The organism is Pseudomonas sp. AM14(2022) (assembly GCF_036346455.1).
Taxonomy (GTDB): Bacteria; Pseudomonadota; Gammaproteobacteria; order Pseudomonadales; family Pseudomonadaceae; genus Aquipseudomonas; species Aquipseudomonas putida_A.
Map to the genome: position 1 here is coordinate 139,055 of NZ_JAOTNY010000006.1, position 14,737 is coordinate 153,791.

Sequence of the window (14,737 nt, forward strand, 5' to 3'; positions counted from 1 at the left end):
CCTTCCAGAATTAATGACTGTGCTCGGCTGAGGCTTTGCCCAGCTCCGACTTGAGGACGAAGCTGCCAGCGCTGGCGACTTGCACGCCCGGTTCCAGCCCTTGAGTGACTTCCACGTGGCCGGCGGCACGGCTGCCCAGTTCCACCGCCTGCGCCTTGAAGCCGTCGTCGGTACGCACGAACACCGTGGGTTTGTCCTCGACGGTCTGGATCGCGGTTTCCGGCACGGCGACTTTGGCCTGGCGGCTCTCGGTGGCGACCCGCGCGCTGACGAACAGCCCGGGGCGCCACGAGCCCTGCGGGTTTTCCAAGGTGACGCGCACGGTCGCGGTGCGGGTTTGTTCGCCGAGCAGGCTGCCAACGTAAGCCACGCTGCCGCTCACTTCGGCCTTTAACTCAGGCGCGCTGACAGTCACCGGTTTGCCCACCTGCACTTTGGTCAGATCCTTGGGCGAGACACCGAACGTGACCCACACCCGCGACAGATCCGAGAGGGTGAAAGCCGCGGTGGTCTCATCGACCACCTCCCCCGGTGTCAGGTGTTTTTCCACCACCACACCGTCGAATGGCGCGCGCAGTTCGTAGCGATTGCCGCCGGTGGCGACCATGCTGCCGCTGAGTACGCTGATTTTCTGCCGGGCGTTGTTCATGGCGATTTCCGCCTCTTCCAACGCCTGCTTGGCCTGGAGGAAATCCTGTTCGGCGGAGATCTTGTCCTGCCACAGCTTCTTCTCGCGCTCGTAAGTGGTGCGCGCCAGGGCCAGACGCCGTTGCGCGGCGGCCTGTTCACTGCGCTGATCGGAGATTTGCTGACTGGCGATCACCGCCAGCAACTGGCCCTTCTTCACCGCTTGTCCGAGGTTGACCGCCACCGACTCGACCACCCCCGGCACGCGCGGCACGACGTGTGCCGTGCGGTCCTCGTCGAAGCGCACTTCGCCGGGAAACGACAAGCCGAGACTGATGCTTTGCGCCCGCGCCTCAGCCAGTTGAATGCCTGCGGCGGCGATCTGCTCGGTGCTCAATTCGATGTGGCCTTCTTCGGCATGTTCGCTTTCGGCGGCAGCACCCTCCTCGGCGTGATCGGCATGTTCGGAAGCCTCATCGGCATGCGCGTCGATATTTGAATTGGCCGGCCACATCGAACCGATGCCAATGCCCAGCGCCAGGGTCGCCACCGCGACCACCATCAGTTTTTTATCCATGGAAACTCCTCTGCGCCGTGCCATCGCGCAGTTGTCTGAAAAGTGAAATTCAAGGGCTGACGCTAAGGTCGCCGTAGATCCGTTCGAGGCGCACGCGGGCCTCGGTCGCCTCGCTGACGGCCTGGATGTATTGGCTGCGCGCGGCGATCAGGGTGCGCTGGGCGTCGAGTACGTCGAGGAAGCCGAACTTGCCCATTTCGAAACCACGGGTGGCGCTGTCCACTGCGCTTTGTGCGGCAGGCAGGATGCTCTGGTTGAACGCGTTGACTTCGCCGTTGGCGGTCTGCCATTGCTCAAGGCTGGTCTGGACCTCGGTGCGCAAACGCAGCTCGGTGGCGTTGCGTAGATCCCGCGCCTGATCGGTGCGGCGTGCGGCGGCGAGCACGTTGCCCTGATTGCGGTTGAACAGCGGAATCGGCATCGACAGCCCGACCACGTTGACCCGTTCGCGCTCGGTTTCGCTGTACTGACTGCCGATGCTCACGGTCAGATCGGGAATGCGCTGCGACTTTTCCAGGCCCAACGAGGCTTCGCGCTGATCGATCTGCAGCTTCGCCAGACGCAGCTCGGCAGTCTGGTTCAGACGCTCGAGCAAACGACTGGGCGGTGGCAGCGTGGCGAGGTTTTGCGTGGCGGCTTGGACGTTGGTCGAGGTCGGCAACGGTGCGCCCATGACCTGCGCCAGTTGCTGATAGGCATTGGCCTGATCGCGTTCGGCGCGGCTCACCTCCAGGCGCACTTCCGAGAGCTGCACCTGTGCTCGCGCACCTTCGACCGGCGATGATTTACCGGCCTCGATGCGCCCCTGAGCAACGCGCAAACCGTGCTCGGCCAGTTGCAGTGACTGACGCGACAGCTGCAAGCGTTGCTGCGCGGTTTGCGCGCCGTTGAACGCCTGAATCACATCGGCGCGCAAGGCATTGCGCTTGCGCTCCAGCTCAATGCCGGCGGCGTCCTGCGCACGGCTGGCGACATCAATGCGCGCACCGCGTTTGCCGCCCAGTTCAATCGGCTGGCTGAGCATCACCGTAGTGGTGCGCGAGTCGCGCCGGGTGTCTTCGGCCTCCCACGACACCTCGGGATTGGGGATCAGCCCGGCCTGCTGGCGATCGCCCTCGGCAATACCGATTTCCCATTGCGCGGCAGCGAGATCGGGGTTGCCGGCGAAGGCACTTTGCAGCGCCTGATCCAGCGTCAGGGTCGATGCGCTGGCCAGGCTGCTGCACGCCAGCAACAAGAGGCCGCTGGCGGTTTTGTTCAGGCGTGATCGCGCCGTCAGTTCAATTAAACCGGGCAATGGAGGGCTTCCTTTAATTCAGGATTTTTCGATGCCGCCACGTTAGGGTTTTGAACTTATCGACAAGGTGACTGGAACATTACAAATCCGTTATCCACGGTTCAGCAAAGTTGTTTTGTTCTAGGATGCGAAGTGCAAAAGGGTTTGCCGTAATACATGGAAACAAATACACGGTAGTTATCTGCCGAACAGCACTTGCCTGAATGCAATACATGTCTGTTGGCGCATTCAGGCTGCGACAGGCTGTCGCGGATGGCCGTTTTAAAGGCCTCCAAGATTGACCCTGTAGCCACTACAGCCTTTACCGTATTCGTCATTCAGTTATTGAACAGCGTCCGGAAGACCTTACAAAAACCATAACTTTCCCGGCCACCTTAATTAAATATCCCTTAAATAAAAGTGGTGATAGATCATGCGAATCCTTGTCGTTGAGGACGAGCTTAAAGCTGCCGAATACTTGCATCAGGGTTTGACCGAAAGTGGTTATATCGTTGATCACGCCGCCACCGGTGCCGATGGATTGCATCTGGCGCAACAGCAGGCCTATGACCTGATCATTCTCGACGTGAACTTGCCGGAACTGGACGGTTGGGGCGTGCTGGAACAACTGCGCCGCACCCACTCGACGCGAGTGATGATGCTCACCGCGCGCGGGCGGTTGGCGGACAAGATTCGTGGTCTGGATCTGGGCGCCGACGACTACCTGGTCAAGCCGTTCGAGTTTCCCGAACTGCTGGCGCGGGTCCGCACCTTGATGCGCCGCAGCGAAAACATACCGGTGCCGCAAGTGTTGAAAGTCGCCGATCTGGAGCTTGATCCGGGCCGGCATCGGGCGTTTCGGGGGGCGCAGCGCATCGACCTGACCACCAAGGAATTCGCCCTGCTGCACTTGTTGATGCGCCAGTCCGGCGAGGTGTTGACCCGTACGCAGATCATCTCGCTGGTGTGGGACATGAATTTCGACTGCGACACCAACGTGGTCGAAGTGTCGATCCGGCGCTTGCGGGCGAAGATCGATGATCCGTTCGACAACAAGTTGATCCGCACCCTGCGCGGTGTCGGCTACGTGCTGGAGGCGCGGGAATGAAGCCGGCCAGCCTGTCGATGCGCCTCGGTTTGACCGTGAGTATTCTCGGCGCGCTGTTGGTGGTGTTTCTGGCGATCCTCGCCTATTTCGCCCTGACCCATGAGCTGAATGCACTGTCCCGCGACAGCCTGCAAAAGAAGATGGCGCAGGTGGAGCACAGCCTGTCGCTGTATGTCGACGCCAACGAAGTCAGTGGCAAGCCGCACATTCTGCTTGATCAGGTCATGGGCCATGACAACCTGACGCTGACGATTTATGACCGTTCGAACCTGCGTACGCCGCTGCTCAAATCCGGCTCGGGACTCAAGGATCCACGCGCCGAATTGCGCGCAGTGCGAACCACCACCGAACAATTGGCCTATAGCGACAGCAGCGATGACGAGGGCGCGAAGTTCCTTACCGCGTCGAAGCTGATTCGGCTCAAGGACGGCAGCAGCGTGCCGGTGCTGCTGTCGATGGACAACGCGCATGACCAGGCGCTGCTCAGCGCCTATCTGCGCTCGACGCTGATTGCCTTGCCGCTGTTGCTGGTGTTCATCGGCCTGACGGCGTGGGGCGCGGTGCAGCGTGGATTAGCGCCGCTGCGCGAGTTTCGCAAAGTGGCGGCGATGGTCTCGACGCAGGATCTGGAGCATCGGCTGTCGGTGGTGAACATGCCGCAGGAGTTGAGCGAACTGGCGCAGGGCATCAACTTCATGCTGCATCGACTGGATGCCGGGGTGCAGCAGTTGTCACAGTTCTCCGATGACCTGGCGCATGAGTTGCGCACGCCGATCAACAACCTGATGGGCAAGGCCCAGGTGACGCTGTCTCGCGAGCGCACGAGTGAGGAATACCAGGACGTGCTGGTGTCGTGTACCGAGGAGCTGGAACGCGTGGCGCGGATTGTCTCGGACATGCTGTTTCTCGCGCAGGTCAGTCATCCGTCGGCACTGGCGCCGTTTGAAGCGGTGGCGCTGGAGGCGGAAGCGGCGAAGGTTGCGGAGATGTTTTCGCTGGCGGCGCAGGACAAGCAGATTCATTTGAATGTTGTTGGCAGCGCATCGGTGTTGGGCGATCGGCTGATGATCCAGCGGGCGATTTCCAATCTGCTATCCAACGCGCTGCGCCATTGCCCGAACGGTAAAACCATCACCTTGCTGATCGAGCAAGGCGCAACGCAGGCTTCACTGCTGGTGAGCAACCCCGGTGCCGGCATCGAGGCGCAACACCTGCCGCACCTGTTCGACCGCTTCTACCGCGTCGACAGCGCCCGCTCGCGTTCACAGGGCAGCACCGGGCTGGGACTGGCAATCGTGCGCTCGATCATGAGCCTGCATCAGGGCGTGGCGGAGGTGAAGAGCTTGCCCGGCGTCATGACCGTATTCCGCCTCGGTTTTCCTGCGGCGACATCCACGGCCCCATCGCTTGCAGGCAAGCTCCCACAGTAAGTCGCGGTGAACCCGGGCTCGACGCCATGCTTGATACCTTTGAAGAAACTCAAGCATGAAGCTGGCATTGACCGATGTCCTGTAGGAGCTGTCGCAGGCTGCGATCTTTTGCCTTGGCCTTTGAAGATCAGGAGCAAAAGATCGCAGCCTGCGGCAGCTCCTACAGTGATCGGGGTGTTTTTGGGTTTGGTGGGCACCACTGAAACCTGTGGGAGCTGGCTTGCCAGCGATGGCGGCGGGCCAGTCGATATTTTTTGTACGATTTTTTACCAACTTACTGCCATCCCCGCGCAAACGCCGAAAGCTCTCGCCGCAACCTCCGTCTTGTCCTACAGCCAGTTTTGAGTAGATAGCACTAAGGTGGAGGCCCTGGCAGATGGATACCGATGAGAGGCAAAAAATGAACAGGGACATCGTTTGCGAATGGGCTGAAGAAGTCTACGGATTGGCAGCACTGAAATATTCTGGCTATATTTGTCCAGAATACAGGGGTGAGCTGATGATCATCGTTCCGCTGGCTGAAGCCAAAAACAATTTATCCAAACTCGTCGATGATGCCGCTGCCGGCCAAGTCATCACGATTGCCAAGCATGGCCGGGCGATGGCCCGTCTCGTTCCCGTAGGAAAATCCAGTGCTCAACGTATTGGCGCAATGAAAGGCAAACTGTTGTCGCCCGACGATTTCGACTCACCACTGCCCGATGACATGCTTGATGCATTTGAGGGCACTCAAGCATGAGACTTCTGCTCGACACGCACGTTTTGCTCTGGACGCTCAGTGATGACGCCAGACTGTCCGGCAAAGCCAGAAAATTGATTGAGAACGCCGCCGAAATCTACATCAGCGCCGCCACCTTCTGGGAAATGGCGATCAAGGTCGGGCTCGGCAAGCTGAATATTGATCTGGAAGAAGTCCGCCAATATTGTCTCGACAGTGGTTTTATCGAACTGCCAGTGACTGCAGAGCACGCCATCGCCGTGAAGGATCTTGAGCACCATCATCGCGATCCGTTTGACCGCATTATCGTGGCCACAGCGATGACCGAACCGATGAAGTTACTTACGGCTGATGCTCTGGTTGCTCGGTACACCGATCTGGCTGTTCTGGTCTGATCAAGACACATCTAGCACCGTCACACATCAATGCTGGCTGCCAGGCCAACCATCAAGCCACACAGTGAATCCGGGTGTACCCGGGCCTGACCCCATGCTTGATATCTTTGAAGAAATTCAAAAATGAAGCTTGCATTGACCGATGTCCTGCAGGAGCTGCCGCAGGCTACGATCTTTTGCCTTGGCCTTTGAAGATCAGGAGCAAAAGATCGCAGCCTGCGGCAGCTCCTACAGGGATCGGGGTGTTTTTGGGGTCTGTGAACAACAAGAAAACCTGTGGGAGCTTGCCTGCAAGCGATTACGTTAGATCGGGCAACAAAACAAACGGCACCTTCCGGTGCCGTTCGCCTTTCACATTTCAGCTATTACTTACGCGCATCCGCCCACGATTTCAGCAGTTCGTTGTAGCTCACGGTCTCGCCCTGCGGCTTCTCGTTGGCCAGTTTCGGTTTTGGTGCGCCCGGTTGGTCGAACCAGTATTGCGCGTCGCGTTCCGGGTTCATTTTCGGGGCGCACACCGCTTGGGCCTTGGAGCGTTCGAGGCGGGTCATGATCGCGTCCTGATCCTTGGCCAGGCCGTCCAGCGCCTGTTGCGGAGTCTTCTCGCCGCTGGCCGCTTCGGCGATGTGGCTCCACCACAATTGCGCCAGGCGCGGATAGTCCGGCACGTTGGTGCCGGTCGGGGTCCATTGCACGCGGGCCGGGCTGCGGTAGAACTCGACCAGGCCACCGAGTTTCGGCGCCAGATCGGTCATCGCCTGCGAGTTGATATCCGACTCGCGGATCGGCGTCAGGCCGACGATGGTTTTCTTCAGCGACACGGTTTTCGAGGTGACGAATTGCGCGTACAGCCACGCCGCGAGTTTCTGTTTCTCAGGCGTGGACTTCATGAACGTCCACGAACCCACGTCCTGATAGCCGAGCTTCATGCCCTCCTCCCAATACGGCCCGCGCGGCGACGGCGCCATGCGCCATTTCGGCGTGCCGTCGGCGTTGACCACCGGCAGGCCCGGTTTGGTCATGTCGGCGGTGAACGCGGTGTACCAGAAGATCTGCTGGGCGATGTTGCCTTGCGACGGCACCGGGCCGGACTCGGAGAAGGTCATGCCCGCCGCTTCCGGTGGCGCGTAGGCCTTGAGCCAGTCGACGTATTTCTGCGTGGCGAACACCGCCGCCGGGCCGTTGGTGTCACCACCGCGGGTCACGCTGGAGCCGACCGGATGGCAGTCCTCGACGCGAATCCCCCACTCGTCCACCGGCAAGCCGTTGGGCAGGCCTTTGTCGCCGCCACCGGCCATGGAGAACCAGGCATCGGTGAAACGCCAGCCCAGCGACGGGTCTTTCTTGCCGTAGTCCATGTGGCCGTAGACGCGCTTGCCGTCGATTTCCTTGACGTCTTCGCTGAAGAATTTGGCGATGTCTTCATAGGCCGACCAGTTCACCGGCACGCCGAGTTCGTAGCCGTACTTTTCCTTGAACTTGGCTTTCAGGTCGGCGCGTTCGAACCAGTCGGCACGGAACCAGTACAGGTTGGCGAACTGCTGGTCAGGCAGCTGATAGACCTTGCCGTCCGGCGCGGTGGTGAACGAGATGCCGATGAAGTCCTTGATGTCGAGGGTCGGCGAGGTGAAGTTCTCGCCCTCGTTGGCCATCAGGTCGGTGATCGATTCGGTCTTGCCGTAGCGAAAGTGCGTACCGATCAGGTCCGAGTCGTTGACCCAGCCGTCGTAGATGTTCTTGTCCGACTGCATCACCGTCTGCATTTTTTCCACCACGTCGCCTTCTTGCAGCAGGTCGTGGGTGAGCTTGATCCCGGTGATTTCGGTGAACGCCTTGGCCAGCACCTTGGACTCGTATTCGTGGGTGGTCAGGGTCTCGGAAACCACTTTGATTTCCATGCCGCGAAACGGCTCGGCGGCCTTGATGAACCACTTCAATTCTTCGAGCTGCTGATCCGCCGTCAGGGTCGACGGCTTGAATTCACTGCCGATCCATTTTTTCGCCGCGTCTTCGTAGGCATCGGCCCAGGCAGATGCGCTCAAACCGCTGAGTGCCAGCATGGCTGCCAATGAAATGCTATGTCGCAGCTTATTGTTTTTGTCGAACATAGAGACCTCCAGTTTGAGTTACGGAGCACGATTGCCGAGCGACTCGACTAGCCCCAGCGCATCACAACCAACAGCCACACCAGAGACAGCGCGGACGCTACCCAGATGCTCCAGTCGGTGACGCCGATTACCAGCAGATGCAGGTAGGCGCTGCCGAGAAGACCGATGAACAAGCGATCGCCACGGGTGGTGGCAATCGGCAGAAAACCGCGTCGCAGGATGCTTGGCGAGCGCAATTCCCAGGTGGTCATGCCCACCAGCAGCAGGCCGATGGCAATAAAGAACCCCGCCGTGGGGGTGGTCCAGCTCATCCATTCCATCATGCGTTCCTCAGACCCGACCGAGGGCAAAGCCCTTGGCCACGTGGTTGCGAACAAACCAGATCACCAGCATCCCCGGGAGGATGGTCAACACCCCCGCCGCCGCCAGCACGCCCCAGTCGATGCCCGAAGCCGACACCGTGCGTGTCATCACCGCGGCAATCGGTTTGGCGTTGACCGAGGTCAGCGTGCGCGCCAGCAGCAGCTCGACCCAGGAAAACATGAAGCAGAAGAACGCCGTGACGCCGATGCCCGAGCCGATCAACGGGATGAAAATCTTCACGAAGAACTTGGGAAAGCTGTAGCCGTCGATGTACGCGGTTTCGTCGATTTCCTTGGGCACGCCAGACATGAAACCTTCAAGAATCCACACCGCCAGCGGCACGTTGAACAGGCAATGCGCCAGAGCCACGGCGATGTGCGTGTCGAACAGCCCAATCGACGAATAGAGCTGGAAGAACGGCAACAGAAAAACCGCCGGTGGCGCCATGCGGTTGGTCAGCAGCCAGAAGAACAGGTGCTTGTCGCCAAGAAAGCGGTAACGCGAAAACGCATAGGCCGCCGGCAGCGCCACACTCAGCGAGATCACCGTGTTCAGGCTGACGTAATACAGGGAATTGAGATAACCGGTGTACCAGCTCGGATCGGTGAAAATCACCTTGTAGTTGTGCCAGGTGAAATCTTGCGGAAACAGGGTCAAGCCGCCGAGAATTTCGGTGTTGCTCTTGAACGACATGTTCAGCAACCAGTAGATCGGCACCAGCAGAAACAGGATGTACACCAGCAGCGGAATCAGCTTTCTCTTGCTCATGGCCGGGCCCTCAGCGATTGGCGTCGGAATGGGTCATGGCGGTGTAGAACAGCCACGAGACCAGCAGGATGATCAGGAAGTACACCAGCGAAAACGCCGCCGCCGGCCCCAGATCGAATTGGCCGACCGCCATTTGGGTCAAGGTCTGACTGAGGAAAGTCGTGGCATTGCCCGGCCCGCCGCCCGTGAGCACGAATGGCTCGGTGTAGATCATGAAACTGTCCATGAAGCGCAGCATCACCGCGATCAGCAGCACGCTTTTCAGCTTCGGCAACTGAATATGGCGGAACACTGCCCAGGCCGAGGCGCGGTCGATCCGCGCCGCCTGGTAATACACATCGGGAATCGCCCGCAGCCCGGAGAAACACAGCAACGCCACCAGCGAAGTCCAGTGCCAGACGTCCATCACCAGCACCGTGACCCAGGCGTCCATGGTGTTGGCCGCGTAGTTGTAGCTGATGCCCAGCGCATTCAGGCTCGACCCGAGCAGTCCAATGTCGGCGCGGCCGAAGATCTGCCAGATGGTGCCAACCACGTTCCACGGGATCAGCAGCGGAATCGCCAGAATGATCAGCACCACCGACGACCAGCGGCCCTTGGTCGGCATGGTCAAGGCGACGGCTATACCCAACGGAATTTCGATCAACAGCACGCAGGCCGAATAAATGAACTGACGCAACAGCGAGTCATGCAGGCGCGGATCGAGCAGCACCTGTTTGTACCAGTCGGCACCGACGAAGTAGCGGCTGGACTGGTCGAAAATGTCCTGCACCGAATAGTTGACCACGGTCATCATCGGGATCACCGCACTGAACGCCACCAGCAGGAACACCGGCAACACCAGCCACCAGGCCTTGTTGTTCTGTACCTTGTTCATGGCTGCACCTCGTCGTCGGCTTCGAGCAGAAACTCATCGGCATAGACCATCAGCCACTGCGCCGGAAAACTGATATATGCCGTGCCCTGCGGCACCGGTTTGTCTTCGGCCAGACGCACCTTCAGCGGCGCACCATCGAGGTCGAGGGTGAGAATCTTGTAGGTGCCAAGGTCCTCGACGTGTACCACCCGCGCCTGCATCGCCTCGTCAAACGGCTCGTCCCAGACATGGATGAACTCGGGGCGGATGCCGACCTTCAGATTTTTCCACTGACCGTGTTCGATATGCCGTTGCAAGGCGTCGGACAGTGGCAAATGCGTTGAAGCGAAACCGACCCCGCCCGGCTGCGGCTGCACCTCGATCAGGTTCATCCCCGGGCTGCCGATGAAGTAGCCGACAAAGGTGTGGCTCGGCCGCTCGAACAATTCCCGTGGCGTGCCGAACTGCACGATCTGTCCGCCGTACATCACCGCGATCTTGTCGGCGAAGGTCGAAGCTTCGAGCTGATCGTGGGTGACGTAGACCATGGTGATGTTGAACTGCTCGTGGATCTGCTTGAGCTTGCGCCGCAGTTTCCACTTCAGGTGCGGGTCGATCACCGTCAGCGGCTCGTCGAAGAGAATCGCCGAGACGTCGTCACGCACCAGGCCACGGCCCATGGAGACTTTCTGTTTTTCGTCAGCGGTGAGGTTGCGCGCTTTCTTGCTCAGCAGGTTTTGCAGGTCGAGGACTTCGGCGATTTCCTGCACCTTGCTGTGCACTTTCGCCTCGGCCATGCCCTGATTGCGCAGGGGGAAGGCCAGGTTGTCGAACACGGTCATGGTGTCGTAGACCACCGGGAACTGGAACACCTGAGCGATGTTGCGCTTCTCCGGGGTCAGGTCGTTGACCGCTTTGCCATCGAACAGCACGTGCCCTTGCGAGGGGCTGAGCAGGCCGGAAATGATGTTGAGCAAGGTCGATTTGCCGCAACCCGAAGGGCCGAGCAAGGCATACGCGCCGCCCTGCTCCCAGATGTGATCCATCTCGCGGATCGCGTAATCGTCAGGCCCGCTCGGCTGCTTGCTGTAACTGTGGGCGAGGTGCTGCAAACGGATTTCGGCCATCAGGCAACCCTCGCGACACGTTGGCCCGGTGCCTGCACCAGACGGCCCTGCGCATCGAACACGAACAGTTTGTGGGTCGGGATGTAGATGCGGATCGGCGCATCGACGTCGTATTCGTGAACGCCCGGCAAGTGCAGCACCAGCAGGAAATGCTCGTTGCGCACGTGCAGGAAGGTTTCCGAGCCGCTGATCTCCGCCACTTCGACGGTAACCGCCAGCTCCAGATCGTCATCGTTGCTCGGCACCAGCGAGATATGGCTGGGGCGCACGCCAAAGCGAAACTCGCCCTCGCCTACAGGACGCAGGTCGACGTTCAGCGGAAAGTGCACGAAATTGGCGAAGCTGACTTCGTTGCCGGCAATGCGCCCGGGCATCAGGTTGATCGGCGGTTCGGAGAACAGCTCCGCCGCCAGCACGGTTTGCGGCTGGTGGTAAACCGAGGTCGACAGGCCGCTCTGGATCACCCGGCCCTCGTGCAGAATCGTCGTGGTGCCGCCCAGCGCCAACGCTTCGTTGGGCTCGGTGGTGGCGTAGATCGCAATGGTGTGGCGCAGTTTGAACAGCTCGCGCATTTCCTGGCGCAGTTCTTCGCGCAGCTTGTAGTCGAGGTTGACCAGTGGCTCGTCGAACAGGATCAGCTCGGCGTCCTTGACCAGCGCCCGGGCCATCGCCGTGCGCTGCTGCTGACCGCCGGACAGCTCCAGCGGATAGCGCTGCAGGAACTTCTCGATGCGCAGCATCTTCGCGGTTTCCAGCACTTTGCTATGAATGATTTCTTTGGAAACACCGGCCTGACGCAGCGGCGAGGCGATGTTCTCGAACACGGTCATGGTCGGGTAATTGATGAACTGCTGATAGACCATCGACACGTTGCGCAGGCGCACCGGGCGCTGGGTGACGTCGACGCCGTTCATCAGGATCCGGCCGCTGTCGGGCTTGTCCAGGCCTGCCATCAGGCGCATCAGGCTGGTCTTGCCGGACAGCGTGCGGCCGAGCAGAACGTTGAAAGATCCGGGTTCGAATTTCAGGCAGGCATCGTCGATCCAGGTCTGGCCCTCGACGGTGCGGCTGACGTGCTCCAGGGTGAGTGACATGGCTCGGCCTTTTTATTATTGGAGTCAAGCGACCTGTGCAGCAGAGCGACATTCGTGCCAGAAATGGCAAGTGGTTGATTTGTCGTGAAAAGCGCTGAAAACGCCGGGAATGGGCGTTCATTGCTGAACACATTTGAACAGTTGGGCGATTGACAATGAACAATTGTGAACAACACTCTATGAACGCTTTTGCCCATTCTGTGAACGATGAAAATCCAATGTGGGAGCGGGCTTGCTCGCGAAGGCGGTGTGTCAGTCGATGTAAATGTGTCTGATATACCGCTTTCGCGAGCAAGCCCGCTCCCACAGTTTTGATCTGTGTTGGTTTTGAAAGCAGTGCCATAACAACAATAAAATGCCCTTCAGAGGCCCACCACCATGGCCGCACCTGCCCCGCCGCTGTCCCACGACGCGATTGTCCAGACCTCCTGGCAACGTTGCCGCGCCTTCGGCCTTGACCACCAAAGCACCCCGGCCTTCGATCAACTGCCCGCCGCCGGTATCGCGCAGTTGCTCGACCGTCACCACGCGCTGGTGCAGACCACCCATCAGGAAGTGCTGCCGTACTACGAGAACATCCTCAGCAACTCCAATTGCCTGATCATGCTCGCCGACCATCAGGGTCAGGTGCTGACCTCGTGGGGCACTCAGCGCTTTATCGAGCCGAACCTGGCCCGAGGGTTTAGCGCCGGGGCGAGCTGGATGGAACGCTGCAGTGGCACCAATGCGATCGGCACCGCGCTGGCCTGCGAGCAAGCGGTGCACATCGAGCACGATGAACACTTTCTCAAAGCCAACCGCTTCATGACCGGCTCCGCCGCACCGATTTTCGATGCCGAGCGCAAAGTTATCGCCGTACTCGACGTGTCCAGCGACAGCTATCTGCCGCCCTCGCACACGCTGGGCATGGTCAAGATGATGAGCCAGACCGTGGAGAACCGGCTGATCCTCAACCTGTTCCATGGCCAGCACTTTCAACTGACCTTCAACACCGGGTTGAACAACCTCGACAGTCAGTGGGCCGGTTTGTTGATTTTCGATGAGAGCGGGCAGGTGCTGTCGGCCAATCGTCGGGCGGACAATCTGCTCGGCGTGCGCCTGTCGCGGGTCAGTGTCGAGAGCCTGTTCAACGTGTCGCTGCTGGAGTTGATCAATCAGCCGGATGGATTGCCGTTCGCCCTGCAGACCTCCGGGCGCAACCGCTTCCAGTGCCTGTTGAAGCGGCCGAAACAAGTGCCGATTCAGCCAAGGGTATTTGCCGAACCCAAGCCCACCGCAGCACCGATCAAAGTGCCGGGTACGATCAGCCTCAACTCCCTGCACTTTGGCGACAGCCGCGTCGAGAAAGCCGTGCGTCAGGCCGAACGCCTGCTGGAGAAAGACATTCCGCTGCTGATCCACGGCGAAACCGGAGTCGGCAAGGAAGTCTTCGTCAAAGCCCTGCACCAGGCCAGTTCGAGAAGCAAACAGGCATTTATCGCCGTCAACTGCGCGGCGATCCCCGCCGAACTGGTGGAATCAGAACTGTTCGGCTATGAAAAAGGCGCGTTCACCGGCGCCAACCAGAAAGGCAGCATCGGCCTGATCCGCAAAGCCGACAAAGGCACCCTGTTCCTCGACGAAATCGGCGACATGCCGTTGCCGACTCAGGCGCGGTTGTTGCGGGTGTTGCAGGAGCGCTGTGTGCAACCGGTGGGCAGCAGCGAGTTGTTCGCGGTGGATCTGCGGATCATCTCGGCGACCAACCGCTCTTTACGCGAGCAAGTGCAATTGGGCCGATTTCGTGAGGACTTGTACTACCGAATTGGCGGTTTGACACTGGAACTGCCGCCGCTCAGAGAGCGCAGTGATAAAGAGGCGCTGTTCAAACGCCTGTGGGAGCAGCATCGCGAACCGACGCAATGGGCCGGGCTGAGCCGCGAAGTGCTGGAGCTGTTCGAGCGGCACCCGTGGCCGGGTAATCTGCGTCAGGTCAGCAGCGTGATGCAGGTGGCGCTGGCGATGGCCGAGGAACAGCCGGTGCGGCCGGAGCATTTGCCGGATGACTTTTTTGTCGACCTGGAGATGGAGCCGGTGGAGAGCGTGCAGCCGCTGGGGCTGGATCTGAATGATGTGGAAGCGTTGAACCGGGAGTTGAAAGCAGCCGGGGGGAATATTTCGCATCTGGCACGCAGGCTTGGGGTGAGCCGTAATACCCTGTACAAGCGCTTGCGTCAGGCTGAATGATGCGTCGGCCTTGTGGGCCTCTTCGCGAGCAAGCCCGCTCCCACAGGGGTTTGCGACCGACTCA

The 14,737-nt window shown here is 59.9% G+C and carries 13 protein-coding genes; 5 read left to right on the forward strand and 8 right to left on the reverse strand.

Annotated features, from left to right (window positions below; genetic code table 11):
- Positions 1-10: 10 nt before the first annotated feature.
- Together V3W27_RS14370 and V3W27_RS14375 are read right to left on the reverse strand one after the other, a co-directional pair.
- Complete coding sequence (locus V3W27_RS14370) at positions 11-1,204, reverse strand: efflux RND transporter periplasmic adaptor subunit (protein WP_330206879.1); 1,194 nt, start codon at positions 1,202-1,204, stop codon at positions 11-13.
- Positions 1,205-1,253: 49 nt separating this feature from the next.
- Complete coding sequence (locus V3W27_RS14375; RefSeq protein WP_330206880.1) at positions 1,254-2,501, reverse strand: TolC family protein; 1,248 nt, start codon at positions 2,499-2,501, stop codon at positions 1,254-1,256.
- 412 nt (positions 2,502-2,913) lie between these two features.
- Here V3W27_RS14375 and V3W27_RS14380 point away from each other — a divergent pair, with 412 nt between their 5' ends.
- The 4 genes from V3W27_RS14380 (at position 2,914) to V3W27_RS14395 (ending at position 6,131) form a co-directional block, all read left to right on the forward strand.
- A complete protein-coding gene (locus V3W27_RS14380; protein WP_330206881.1) occupies positions 2,914-3,588 on the forward strand; it encodes a heavy metal response regulator transcription factor in 675 nt (224 codons plus the stop codon).
- Positions 3,585-5,018 (forward strand): heavy metal sensor histidine kinase, encoded by a 1,434-nt coding sequence (locus tag V3W27_RS14385; protein WP_247268605.1) that lies wholly within the window; start codon positions 3,585-3,587, stop codon positions 5,016-5,018. Before V3W27_RS14380 ends, V3W27_RS14385 begins: the two co-directional genes overlap by 4 nt.
- Before the next feature lie 400 nt (positions 5,019-5,418).
- Positions 5,419-5,757: a type II toxin-antitoxin system Phd/YefM family antitoxin gene (locus V3W27_RS14390; RefSeq protein ID WP_247268678.1), complete on the forward strand. Its 339-nt coding sequence runs from the start codon at positions 5,419-5,421 to the stop codon at positions 5,755-5,757.
- A complete protein-coding gene (locus V3W27_RS14395) occupies positions 5,754-6,131 on the forward strand; it encodes a type II toxin-antitoxin system VapC family toxin (protein ID WP_115990193.1) in 378 nt (125 codons plus the stop codon). The genes V3W27_RS14390 and V3W27_RS14395 overlap by 4 nt, the downstream gene beginning before the upstream one ends.
- Positions 6,132-6,496: 365 nt before the next feature.
- On the opposite strand, the gene V3W27_RS14400 is transcribed toward V3W27_RS14395, so the two are convergent.
- The 6 genes from V3W27_RS14400 to V3W27_RS14425 are packed head-to-tail and all read right to left on the reverse strand — an operon-like array spanning position 6,497 to position 12,447.
- Complete coding sequence (locus V3W27_RS14400; protein ID WP_330206882.1) at positions 6,497-8,239, reverse strand: ABC transporter substrate-binding protein; 1,743 nt, start codon at positions 8,237-8,239, stop codon at positions 6,497-6,499.
- Positions 8,240-8,286: 47 nt separating this feature from the next.
- Positions 8,287-8,559 carry a DUF2160 domain-containing protein gene (locus tag V3W27_RS14405; protein WP_027614647.1) on the reverse strand — a complete coding sequence of 91 codons (273 nt, stop codon included), beginning with the start codon at positions 8,557-8,559 and terminating at the stop codon, positions 8,287-8,289.
- Between the two features lie 10 nt (positions 8,560-8,569).
- On the reverse strand, positions 8,570-9,370 hold the full coding sequence (locus V3W27_RS14410; RefSeq protein ID WP_027614646.1) for a carbohydrate ABC transporter permease: 801 nt from the start codon (positions 9,368-9,370) through the stop codon (positions 8,570-8,572).
- A 10-nt stretch (positions 9,371-9,380) separates the two neighbouring features.
- Positions 9,381-10,247, reverse strand: coding sequence for a carbohydrate ABC transporter permease (locus V3W27_RS14415; protein WP_007961995.1), 867 nt, complete (start codon positions 10,245-10,247; stop codon positions 9,381-9,383).
- The gene (locus V3W27_RS14420) at positions 10,244-11,353 is read right to left on the reverse strand and encodes an ABC transporter ATP-binding protein (RefSeq protein ID WP_007961994.1); all 1,110 of its coding nucleotides are present in this window, start codon (positions 11,351-11,353) and stop codon (positions 10,244-10,246) included. Before V3W27_RS14420 ends, V3W27_RS14415 begins: the two co-directional genes overlap by 4 nt.
- Positions 11,353-12,447 (reverse strand): ABC transporter ATP-binding protein, encoded by a 1,095-nt coding sequence (locus tag V3W27_RS14425; protein ID WP_330206883.1) that lies wholly within the window; start codon positions 12,445-12,447, stop codon positions 11,353-11,355. The genes V3W27_RS14420 and V3W27_RS14425 overlap by 1 nt, the downstream gene beginning before the upstream one ends.
- 378 nt (positions 12,448-12,825) lie before the next feature.
- Between V3W27_RS14425 and V3W27_RS14430 the strand changes: the two genes are divergently transcribed.
- Positions 12,826-14,673 carry a sigma-54-dependent Fis family transcriptional regulator gene (locus tag V3W27_RS14430; RefSeq protein ID WP_330206884.1) on the forward strand — a complete coding sequence of 616 codons (1,848 nt, stop codon included), beginning with the start codon at positions 12,826-12,828 and terminating at the stop codon, positions 14,671-14,673.
- Positions 14,674-14,737: the final 64 nt, after the last annotated feature.

Excerpts from the sequence above, each read along its gene's own strand:
- V3W27_RS14410 (WP_027614646.1), bottom strand. The coding sequence starts at position 9,370 with ATGAGCAAGAGAAAGCTGATTCCGCTGCTGGTGTACATCCTGTTTCTG.
- V3W27_RS14430 (WP_330206884.1), top strand. The coding sequence starts at position 12,826 with ATGGCCGCACCTGCCCCGCCGCTGTCCCACGACGCGATTGTCCAGACC.
- V3W27_RS14405 (WP_027614647.1), bottom strand. The coding sequence starts at position 8,559 with ATGGAATGGATGAGCTGGACCACCCCCACGGCGGGGTTCTTTATTGCC.
- V3W27_RS14370 (WP_330206879.1), bottom strand. The coding sequence starts at position 1,204 with ATGGATAAAAAACTGATGGTGGTCGCGGTGGCGACCCTGGCGCTGGGC.
- V3W27_RS14390 (WP_247268678.1), top strand. The coding sequence starts at position 5,419 with ATGAACAGGGACATCGTTTGCGAATGGGCTGAAGAAGTCTACGGATTG.
- V3W27_RS14380 (WP_330206881.1), top strand. The coding sequence starts at position 2,914 with ATGCGAATCCTTGTCGTTGAGGACGAGCTTAAAGCTGCCGAATACTTG.
- V3W27_RS14385 (WP_247268605.1), top strand. The coding sequence starts at position 3,585 with ATGAAGCCGGCCAGCCTGTCGATGCGCCTCGGTTTGACCGTGAGTATT.
- V3W27_RS14395 (WP_115990193.1), top strand. The coding sequence starts at position 5,754 with ATGAGACTTCTGCTCGACACGCACGTTTTGCTCTGGACGCTCAGTGAT.
- V3W27_RS14400 (WP_330206882.1), bottom strand. The coding sequence starts at position 8,239 with ATGTTCGACAAAAACAATAAGCTGCGACATAGCATTTCATTGGCAGCC.
- V3W27_RS14425 (WP_330206883.1), bottom strand. The coding sequence starts at position 12,447 with ATGTCACTCACCCTGGAGCACGTCAGCCGCACCGTCGAGGGCCAGACC.
- V3W27_RS14420 (WP_007961994.1), bottom strand. The coding sequence starts at position 11,353 with ATGGCCGAAATCCGTTTGCAGCACCTCGCCCACAGTTACAGCAAGCAG.
- V3W27_RS14415 (WP_007961995.1), bottom strand. The coding sequence starts at position 10,247 with ATGAACAAGGTACAGAACAACAAGGCCTGGTGGCTGGTGTTGCCGGTG.